General features: G+C 67.2%; 9 protein-coding genes and 2 pseudogenes. 5 read left to right on the forward strand and 6 right to left on the reverse strand.

Annotated features, from left to right (window positions below; translation table 11 throughout):
- Positions 1-283 precede the first annotated feature (283 nt).
- From BT364_RS38335 to dpgA, 3 genes are all read right to left on the reverse strand, one after another.
- A complete protein-coding gene (locus BT364_RS38335; RefSeq protein ID WP_218172489.1) occupies positions 284-763 on the reverse strand; it encodes a Clp protease/crotonase-like domain-containing protein in 480 nt (159 codons plus the stop codon).
- 178 nt (positions 764-941) lie between these two features.
- Positions 942-1,565 (reverse strand): enoyl-CoA-hydratase DpgB, encoded by a 624-nt coding sequence (gene dpgB / locus BT364_RS38340; RefSeq protein WP_256260427.1) that lies wholly within the window; start codon positions 1,563-1,565, stop codon positions 942-944.
- 26 nt (positions 1,566-1,591) lie between these two features.
- On the reverse strand, positions 1,592-2,692 hold the full coding sequence (dpgA, locus tag BT364_RS38345; RefSeq protein WP_072489751.1) for a 3,5-dihydroxyphenylacetyl-CoA synthase DpgA: 1,101 nt from the start codon (positions 2,690-2,692) through the stop codon (positions 1,592-1,594).
- 341 nt (positions 2,693-3,033) lie between these two features.
- On the opposite strand from dpgA, the pseudogene BT364_RS38350 reads away from it, so the two are divergent.
- The 4 genes and pseudogenes from BT364_RS38350 to BT364_RS38365 form a co-directional block, all read left to right on the forward strand.
- Positions 3,034-3,348, forward strand: a pseudogene (locus tag BT364_RS38350) (phosphoadenosine phosphosulfate reductase domain-containing protein); the annotation flags it as partial.
- Between the two features lie 21 nt (positions 3,349-3,369).
- Positions 3,370-4,639 (forward strand): annotated as a pseudogene (locus BT364_RS38355) (sulfate adenylyltransferase subunit 1).
- The gene (locus BT364_RS38360) at positions 4,627-5,373 is read left to right on the forward strand and encodes an ABC transporter ATP-binding protein (protein WP_079179865.1); all 747 of its coding nucleotides are present in this window, start codon (positions 4,627-4,629) and stop codon (positions 5,371-5,373) included. Before BT364_RS38355 ends, BT364_RS38360 begins: the two are co-directional and overlap by 13 nt.
- Positions 5,360-6,223 (forward strand): ABC transporter permease, encoded by an 864-nt coding sequence (locus tag BT364_RS38365; protein WP_072489753.1) that lies wholly within the window; start codon positions 5,360-5,362, stop codon positions 6,221-6,223. Before BT364_RS38360 ends, BT364_RS38365 begins: the two co-directional genes overlap by 14 nt.
- 105 nt (positions 6,224-6,328) lie before the next feature.
- On the opposite strand, the gene BT364_RS38370 is transcribed toward BT364_RS38365, so the two are convergent.
- Together BT364_RS38370 and BT364_RS38375 are read right to left on the reverse strand one after the other, a co-directional pair.
- Positions 6,329-7,471 carry a sensor histidine kinase gene (locus BT364_RS38370; RefSeq protein WP_305729125.1) on the reverse strand — a complete coding sequence of 381 codons (1,143 nt, stop codon included), beginning with the start codon at positions 7,469-7,471 and terminating at the stop codon, positions 6,329-6,331.
- On the reverse strand, positions 7,446-8,141 hold the full coding sequence (locus BT364_RS38375; RefSeq protein ID WP_072489755.1) for a response regulator transcription factor: 696 nt from the start codon (positions 8,139-8,141) through the stop codon (positions 7,446-7,448). The genes BT364_RS38370 and BT364_RS38375 overlap by 26 nt, the downstream gene beginning before the upstream one ends.
- 86 nt (positions 8,142-8,227) lie before the next feature.
- Here BT364_RS38375 and vanY-N point away from each other — a divergent pair, with 86 nt between their 5' ends.
- Positions 8,228-8,779: a D,D-peptidase/D,D-carboxypeptidase VanY-N gene (vanY-N, locus tag BT364_RS38380; protein ID WP_072489756.1), complete on the forward strand. Its 552-nt coding sequence runs from the start codon at positions 8,228-8,230 to the stop codon at positions 8,777-8,779.
- Positions 8,780-8,827: 48 nt separating this feature from the next.
- Here vanY-N and BT364_RS38385 read toward each other — a convergent pair.
- The coding region (locus BT364_RS38385) for a helix-turn-helix domain-containing protein (protein WP_143166628.1) at positions 8,828-9,157 on the reverse strand (330 nt) is incomplete at its 5' end.

Below are 9,157 nucleotides of genomic sequence, written 5' to 3' on the forward strand. Positions count from 1 at the left end.
CAGCAGGCACCGATCGCCTACGAGCAACAGTCAGCTACCCTGACACTCGCCGCATAACGATACGAACAGGTGTCCACTCATCGGGGACAAGGCCCATGAGCTCTCCCTGAGTCGGGGGCCAAAGGCTGTCGTCAGTGACGGATCAGACAGAGATCAGCCAGGGATCAGTCGGCGTCGCGCCCTGGTCGCACGCCACATCAGGTCGAGGGCCGCTGTGCGCGGACTGGACGGCTGCTGCATGCGCAACAGGGAGCGGATGCCCCACAGTTGGGCCGGATGCGGTTCATGTCCGCCTCGCGGCGAACCGGCCCACCTTGTCGATGACGTCGGCGCCGTACAGTCGCAGCGCTTGCTGGAGCGCGAACTCTGCCATGTAGCGGCGGAACTCCTCGGGCGGCTCTTCGGACAGATTCAGCATCCGACGGTTGGCGAGCACCGCTTCCCCGCCCAGCCGTTCCAAGGCCCGTTCGATCGCAGCGTCCAGGTCGGCAGGTTCGGCGACCTCGTCGACGATCAGACGGGCGTCCGGCTCGCTCGCCCACAGCCGTCGGCCGCCGAGGATCACCTGCCGGGCAGCGCGCGGGCCGACCGACCGGGTGAGGCGGAAGTTCGCGACACCCGGGATGTTGCCCTCCTTGGCGGCGGGCAGGCTGAGGAAGACCTCGGCGGCCTCCGTGACCAGGGCTTCGATCCGCAGGCTCCGGCCGCCGGTGAGCCGGGCGTACACCTCCTCGACGTGGTCGGCCAGGAACCGCTCGCGCAATCGGCGCACCTCGTCCTGGGCGGCGGCGGCCTCGGCCCGCTGGCCGGGGGTCCGTTGAGTGGGCTCGGGCAGGACGGCGAGCAGGTCGTCGACCCGCTCGGCCGCCTTGTGCAGCGCCCCCCGGCGGCGGCGAGACCGCTCGGAAGTCTGCTCGCGATCGTCATGCGGACGGTCCCGTTCAGCGCAGGGTGCGGTCGCAGGCAGCGAGGTGCCTACCGAGCGCGTCCTCGAAGGTCGTCGAGCCGGCTTCGAAAATCAGCTGCCTGCGAATCGCCAACTCCGTGCCGTCCACGGCACCGGCCGCCTCGGCCAGGTAGGCCAGTGTCGTCGCCGGGTCCTCGGTCACCTCGTCGACCAGGTTGAGCGCGAGCGCGCGGTCCGCCTCGATCGGGACCCCGAGCAGCACGGCCCGCCGGATGCCTGCCGTACCGGCCTGATGGGTGAGCCGGTGCACGGTCATCCCCGGCCAGGTGGCACCGCCTGCCCAGGAGGGCAGCAACCGGGTGCCAGGAGCGACGATCCGGACGTCGGCGGCGAGGAGGACGTCCAGCGCCGTTCCGGCGCAGTCGCCCGACGCCACCGCGACCGTGAGCCGGCCGAGCCGTTCGAACCGGCGCACCACCCGTTCCCATTTGGAGACCACGCCGACTGTCAGCTCCGTCCACCAGCCGGCTGGTGGGACACCCGTGACGTGGACGGTGACCGGGCCGGATTCCCGATGGTCCTCGGCGCGGTCGCAGAGGTCATCCATCTCCTCGACCGACGCGGCCGACAGCGGCCGAGTGCCGTCCAAGTGCAGCATCAGTTCGCCATCCGTTTCCCCACGCATCACCACTGGATCAACGCCGTTTCGATCGAGGAGCCGGGCCCCATGGTCATCAGCACTCCGTAGTCGCCAGGCCGAGCGACGTCCTCTTCGACGAGTCGCTCGTAGGAGAAGAGGAAGGAGCCGCTGGAGAGATTTCCGTAATCGCGGAGCACACCGGTGGTATGCCGGACGTCATGCCGGCTCAGGCCGAGATTGACCACGACGGCGTCGATCACCTTCTTGCCGCCGGAGTGCACCAACCAATGGCTGATGTCGCTGCGGCGCAGCCCCGTACCGGACACCAGCCTGTCGACGACGATCTCAGCGTGTGCACCGACCACGTAGGGAATCTGCGGATCGAGGAAGAAGCTGAACCGGTCCTGGTCCCGGTCCCATTCGTAGCGCATCGCCTCGATCGCGTCGGTGATGATGTAGCTCGCGGACTTCAGCACGCGTGGACCGGGCACCCGCCCATCACCGGAGACGACGGCGAGGGCGGCGGATCCGTCGCCGAACAGGCTGTTGACGACCGCGGTCCGCATCGTGCCGTCCAGAGCGTATGCAGCGGAGCATGCCTCGCTGCACAGGACGACGCCGAGCTCACCTGGGTGCGCCGCGGACCAGCCCGCGACCATGTTGAGCGCGTTCAGACCCGCGTTGCATCCCATGCCCACAATGTCCGAACGGCTGCAATGCGGGTCTATGCCGAGTTCACGGATGATCAATGCGCTCAGGCCGGGAGTCAGGTAGCCGGTCGAGGTGACGCAGCACAGGTGACGCAGGTCCGAAAGTGTCGCTCCCGCCGACTTCAGGCAGGCCTCGAGCGCCCGGCACCCCATGTCAACGGCGATCTTCTTGTGTTTGTCCAGGAGATCAACCTGGGGTTCCGCTACACGCACTCCACCGGGGCCCTCCTGCGGAAGCGCGAGAAAGCGCCGATCAATCGCGCTGTTCAGGAAGACCGATCGGACCCTGGGATCCTCGATGTCGAGGATTTCGAGCAGCTCGGATTGAGAGTAGGACGTGTCGGAAACCGCGGTCCCGACACCCGCGAACCTGGTGATCTCGGTTAGTCCGGTGAGGACGGAAGGGTCCACAGCCGGCGCGATAGTGGTAGTCATCGGTACATCCAGCCCCAAGTCCTGAGCTTGCTACGGAACACCGGCCTTATCTGTGACGCGGTCATCGATCTCACCTTTCGCGGGTATGAACGGACACCATGAACGCAGCTTGACCGCCTCGTGACAGCGGGGGCGGACATTCCCGAGGCATCACATGCCGAACGCCAGCAGCACCACCTTTCGCCGTCGTGGCCGGAGGGCGCTGTCGCCGCCGGACCCCTCCCGCGGAGCATCAGCCATACCGGAGCCCCCTCGTGCTCAGCCGACCGGCCGCGTGCACCGACTCGCAGCCCGCCAGGCCCATCGCGTCCCGGAGTTCGACGGCGAGTAGTTCGAGCACGGACATCTGGCAGTACATCGCCCGTGAGGAGATCGAACTCCCGTCGATCTATTACGCGCACAAGCGTGAGGTGTTCCGCCGCGACGACATGTGGCTGGCCGCCGGCGACTGGGGTGGCCCGAAGCGCGGCGAGACCGCCGAGACCCGCCTCGTCCGCTATCGCACTGTCGGCGACATGTCCTGCACCGGTGCCGTCGACTCCCGTGCCGACACCGTCGAAAAGATCGTGACCGAGATCGCCGCCTCCCGGCTGACCGAGCGCGGAGCCACCCGCGCCGACGATCGCCTCTCGGAGACTGCGATGGAAGATCGCTAACGCGAAGGCTACTTCTAACCCATGAACAGCATCTCACTTCTGCGCCTGGTCACCGCCGGAAGCGTGGACGACGGCAAGTCCACTCTGGTCGGTCGGCTGCTGCACGATTCCAAGTCGGTCCTCGCCGACCAGCTCCACGCCATCGAGCGCGCCTCGATGAGTCGCGGTAAGCAGGGCCTGGACCTGGCGCTGCTCACGGACGGCCTGCGCGCCGAGCGCGAACAGGGCATCACCATCGATGTCGCCTACCGCTACTTCGCCACCGCTGTCCGGCGCTTCATCCTGGCGGACACCCCCGGCCACGTGCAGTACACCCGCAACATGGTCACCGGCGCCTCCACGGCCGAACTCGCGATCATCTTGATCGACGCCCGTACCGGCGTGGTGGAGCAGACCCGTCGGCACGCCGCCATCGCCGGCCTGTTGCGCATCCCGCATGTGGCCCTCGCCGTCAACAAGGGACCTGGTCGCGTACGACGAGGGTGTCTTCGCTTCGGTCGCCGCGAACTTCGTCGACTACGCCACCCGCTTAGGTGTGCCCGCGGTGACGGCCATCCCCATCTCCGCACTCAATGGCGACAACGTCGTCGAGCCCAGCGCCCGGATGAGCTGGTTTGCCGGTCCCACCGTGCTGGAGCACCTGGAGTCCGTGCGTATCGACCACGACCCGCGCCGTCGAGTGGCCCGTTTCCCCGTCCAGTACGTCATCCGGCCGCAGACCGCAGAGCACCCGGACTACCGCGGCTACGCCGGAAAGATCGCATCCGGTCTCTTCCACGTCGGCCAGCAGGTCACCGTTCTGCCGTCGGGACGCACCACCACGATCGCCGCGATCGACATCCTCGGCGAGGCCGCCGAGATCGCCTGGGCTCCGCAGTCGATTACGATGCGCCTCGCAGACGACCTGGACGCCTCCCGTGGCGACGTGATTGCCCCGTCCGACCAGCTGCCCACGCTGACCAACGAGATCACCGCCACGGTGTGCCACCTCACGGACACGCCGCTCACCGCAGGCGACCGAGTGCTGCTGCGACACGGCACGCGTACGGTCGCCGCCAAGGTCAAGGCCATCGACTCCCGGCTCAACCTGGACGACCTGTCCCAGCATCCGCACCCGGAGCGACTCATGGTCAACGACATCGGTGAAGTGGTGCTCCGCACCGCGGAGCCGGTCCCAGTGGATGACTACGCCGCTTCCCGCCGCACCGGATCGTTCATCCTGATAGATCCGGCCGACGGCGCCACGCTCACTGCTGGCATGGCGGCCCACTCCCTCGGGTGGAGGCGGTGACGTCGGCGGAGGTCCACCTGGAGCAGGTGTCGAAGGTCTACGACGACAGCCCGGTCCTCCAGAACATCGATCTGCACCTGGCGCCGGGCGAGTTCACCTGCTTGCTCGGTGCCTCGGGCTGCGGGAAGTCAACGCTGCTGAACCTGGTGGCTGGCCTCGAGCTGCCAACGCACGGCACGGTGCTCGCGCCCGGCCGTCCCGCGCTGATGTTCCAGGACCACGCACTGCTCCCCTGGCTGACCGCCGGGCGCAACGTCGAACTCGCCTTGCGCTTTGCCGGTGTGGATCGCAGTGCGTGGCGCACCCGGGCGGCCGAGCTGCCGCGGATGGTCCACCTCTCGGAGGCCTACGACAAGCGGATTCACCAGCTCTCCGGCGGTATGCGCCAACGCGTCGCTCTGGCCCGCGCCCTGGCCCAGGAAAGCAAGGTGCTGCTCATGGACGAGCCATTCGCCGCCCTCGATGCCATCACCCGCGACCTGCTGCACGGGGAGCTGACCCGCATCTGGGAGGAACGGAAGCTTACGGTGCTGTTCGTTACACACAACGTCCGCGAAGCGGTGCGTCTCGGCGGGCGGGTGATCCTGCTCTCTTCTCGACCCGGTCGTATCGCCCGCTCCTGGGAAGTGGACATCCCGCATCCGCGCCGGATCGAGGACGCCGATGTCACCACCCTGACCCGGGAGATCACCGCAAGCCTGCACCAGGAGATCATCCGCCATGCCTGCACCTGAATCCACTGCCTTCGCGGCGGGCCTCGACACCCTGGAGGCGCAGCAGGTGCCCGCGGCACGGAGGTGGCCCCGTCGCACCGCTGCCCAGGCTGCGCCACCGCTGCTGGCCGTCACCCTGGTCCTGGCGCTCTGGCAGGCGGCCTACCTTCTCGGCTTCTCCGACACCCTTCCGGCGCCGGCCGAGGTAGCTGACGACCTCGGCGCCGCCTGGAGAGCAGGCACGCTGCTGCCCGCTCTCGGCCATAGCCTGGCGCGCTGCTTGTTCGGTTTCATGGCGTCGGCGGTGATCGGCATCCTGCTTGGATTGCTGCTGGCGCGTATCGGACCACTGCGCACCACGGTCGGCCCGGTCCTCGGAGCCCTGCAGTCGCTCCCCGCAGCGGCGCTGGTGCCGGTCGCCGTGATAGCGCTGGGAGAGTCCGAGTCTGCGGTGTACGCGGTAGTGCTCCTGGGCGCCGTACCTTCGATCGCCGTCGGCATACTGTCGGCCGTGCGGCAGATCCCACCACAACTGCTCCGCGCCGCCCGCACGATGGGCGCCACCGGGCGCGCCACCGCGACCCATATCCTGCTGCCTGCCGCCCTGCCCGGCTGCGTCGTGGCATTGAAGCAGGGGTGGACCTTCGGCTGGCGTGCGCCGATGACCGCCGAACTGATCACCTCGACCCAGCTGCCCGGGATCGGCCGCATGCTCGACGAGGGCCGCAACCAGCATGACTTCAGCCTCGTACTGGCCGCGGTGGTACTGATCCTGGCGCTGGGCACCGCGATCGACGTGGGCGTCTTCGGCCCGCTGGAGCGCCGGGTGCTGAGCCACCGCGGGCTGGCTCCGGACACGATGTCGGCTTGATGTCAGTGGACGTCAAGTCCGATCTTCCTCGGTTCGTGATCGCTATCAGCTAGCGGACAACGGGCGAGACGCACCAACAACAGCCCTCTGAGATCCGGACCTTCGTCAGGCCTGATCGCCATCTTCTTGTGTGTGCGCTGACGCGGCGGGCAGTCGCACCGTGACGCGGAGCCCGCCAGCGGGGCGGGGGGTGAGGGTGAGGGTTCCGTCGTGTGCTCGGGTGATGCTTTTGACGATTGCCAGGCCGAGGCCGACACCTGCGTGGTCGGAGTGCAAGCGTTCGGTGCCGCGCTGGAATGGCTCGGTGAGCGTCGACGCCAGCTCTGAGGTGAGCTTCTCGCCGGTGTTCTCGACAACGAGCACAACAGAGTTGGGGTGGATGCTGGTATTCACCCATACGATGCCCTGTTCAGGCAGGTTGTGGCCGATCGCGTTGTGCAGCAGGTTCGTGATCATCTGCAGCAGGAGCGCCTGAGAGCCGATGGTGATGCTCATGTCGCCGGTGGTTTCGATGGTGACGCCATGCTTTTCCGCCAAAGGGAGGAGCGTTTCCGTGGCTTCTTCCGCCATGAGGGACAGGTCGACGTGTTCCCTGGTGAATGACCGCTGGTTGGCGCGGCTGAGCAGGAGCAATGCTTCAGTGAGGTCGATGGCCCGGGTGTTGATCACGCGGAGGCGCTCGACAAGCTCGCCGGTGTCGCGGTTCGGATCGTTGCGGGCCACGTCGAGAAGCGCCTGAGTGACCGCCAGCGGAGTGCGCAGTTCATGAGAGGCATTGGCCGCGAATCGCTGCTGTTCGGCGACGTGGGCTTCGAGCTGCGCGAGCATGACGTCGAAGGAGTCGGCGAGTTCGCGGAACTCATCTCGGCGACCCGGTAGGCGGATCCGGTGGGAGAGCGGTCCATTGTTCGCCACCCTGCGTGTGGCGTCGGTGATGCGAATCAGCGGGGTGAGCATCCGGCCGGCCAGAATCCACCCGCCCACGAGACCGAACATCAACAGGAACGCCAGCACTAGGATTCCCGCCGGGATGAAGACGACCGGTCCAAAATTGCTTGGGTCGAAGACGCGTAGGAAGTCGGTCCGATCAGGGACGCTCAGGCTGTCCGACCTTCCTCGCAGAAGAAACATCCACACGGCGGCGAGCAGCAGGGCGCCCGCGATCTCGAGGAATGCGGCGTAGCTGAGGGTGAGCTTGAGGCGGACACTCAACCCTTGACGCCTATCCACGCTCCGCTTCCTGGTCATCGGCGTTCGGTCCTGTGTCGATGCGGTAACCGACCCCGGCCACGGTGGTGATCAGCCAGGGCTCGCCGAGGCGTTTACGCAAGGCCGAGACCGTGATGCGCACCGCGTTGGTGAACGGATCTGCGTTCCCATCCCACGCTCGCTCCAGCAACTCTTCTGCGCTGATGACACCGCCTTCGGCAGCGACGAGGACTTCGAGCGTAGCGAACTGCTTCCTGGTGAGCGCGATGTAGCGGCCTTCGCGGTAGACCTCGCGGCGGAACGGATCCACACGCAAGCCTGCGATCTCTCGCACAGGTGGTCTGTTGTGGGCGCTCCTGCGGTCGAGTGCTCTGAGCCTGAGCACGAGTTCTCGGAGTTCGAAGGGCTTGGTGAGGTAGTCGTCAGCGCCGAGCTCGAACCCGCTGGCCTTGTCGTCGAGCCGGTCGGCAGCGGTCAGCATGAGGATCGGCATGCCGCCGCCGGAGGCGACGATGCGTTGGGCGATCTCGTCACCGGTAGGTCCGGGGATGTCCCGGTCGAGGACGGCGATGGCGTAAGTGTTGATGCTCAGCAGTTCCAGAGCGGTATCACCGTCCCCGGCGATGTCGGCCGCGATCGCCTCCAGGCGCAGCCCATCGCGGATGGCCTCTGCCATGTATGGCTCGTCCTCAACGACTAAAACACGCATGGCCTCATGCTACGAGCCGGTGCATATCGTCGGCATATCGAAAACTGGATACGGGCTGACAACGTCATGCCCCCTCGACTGGAGGTATGAACGAACCACACATTATCCCGCCTCGGCCCCGTGACCGGCTGTTCGCCGTACTTGCGGTGGTGCTCGCCGTGCTCCTGCTCCCGGTTGCGTTCGTCCGCAATCCCGGCCGCGCCCGTGAACTGGCCTGCGACTGGGCGTTGGGGATCCGTTTTCCTGCCGAGGATCTCACCGGGCTCACCGACGGTGCCAGGGCGGCGTTCACCGCCGCACGCGCCGGGGCTCTCTGGCGCCACGGGCAACTCATCGGCCTCACCTCGGGATACCGCGATCCCCTCGTCCAGCAACGGTTGTTCGACCAGGAGGTGCGCCGCGTCGGCTCACTGGCCGCGGCCCGGATGCTCGTGCTGCCACCGGCGGAATCCAGGCACGTCAAGGGCACCGCGCTGGATGTGCGCCCGTACGAAGGCGCGCGCTGGCTCGAGGAACACGGTGCCCGCTACGACCTCTACCGCATCTACGACAACGAGTGGTGGCATTTCGAGTACCACCCGGACGCTGACTTGCCTCCAACGACCCAGGAGATCCGCAATGCTCCGCAAGCTCGTTGACAGGGGCAGGGGCTTTCCCCAAGGCCGGGTAGTTAACGTTTTCGCAGGTCATGCAAGAGGGCCTGGGGACCATGGTGTTGCGGCGTAGAGGCCGGGGCCGAGTTTGTGGATGAGGCCGCTGACGGCCCACCGGTTCAGTTGTCTGTACATGGTCTCCAGGGTGACGTCACCGAAGCGGTCGGCGATTTCACGGGGCTGCCACAGGCGCGTGGGTTCTTCCTGGAGCAGGGCCAGGATGCGGTGTCGGCGCCGTGCGGCGGGGGCGGCGTGCCGGTCGTCCCGGGAGGCTGTGGGCGGCACGGGTGACTGATCCACGGGTTCGAGGATGGTGACGTCGAGGTGGGTGACGGTTCGGCTGGTGTCGGGCCGGCCGTCGGC

Origin of the sequence: Streptomyces atratus (assembly GCF_900119365.1) — a bacterium.
GTDB lineage: Bacteria > Actinomycetota > Actinomycetes > Streptomycetales > Streptomycetaceae > Streptomyces > Streptomyces atratus_B.

Coding starts and splice junctions, on each gene's coding strand:
- dpgB (WP_256260427.1), bottom strand. CDS start 1,565: ATGCTGCACTTGGACGGCACTCGGCCGCTGTCGGCCGCGTCGGTCGAG.
- dpgA (WP_072489751.1), bottom strand. CDS start 2,692: ATGACTACCACTATCGCGCCGGCTGTGGACCCTTCCGTCCTCACCGGA.
- BT364_RS38365 (WP_072489753.1), top strand. CDS start 5,360: ATGCCTGCACCTGAATCCACTGCCTTCGCGGCGGGCCTCGACACCCTG.
- BT364_RS38370 (WP_305729125.1), bottom strand. CDS start 7,471: ATGACCAGGAAGCGGAGCGTGGATAGGCGTCAAGGGTTGAGTGTCCGC.
- BT364_RS38375 (WP_072489755.1), bottom strand. CDS start 8,141: ATGCGTGTTTTAGTCGTTGAGGACGAGCCATACATGGCAGAGGCCATC.
- vanY-N (WP_072489756.1), top strand. CDS start 8,228: ATGAACGAACCACACATTATCCCGCCTCGGCCCCGTGACCGGCTGTTC.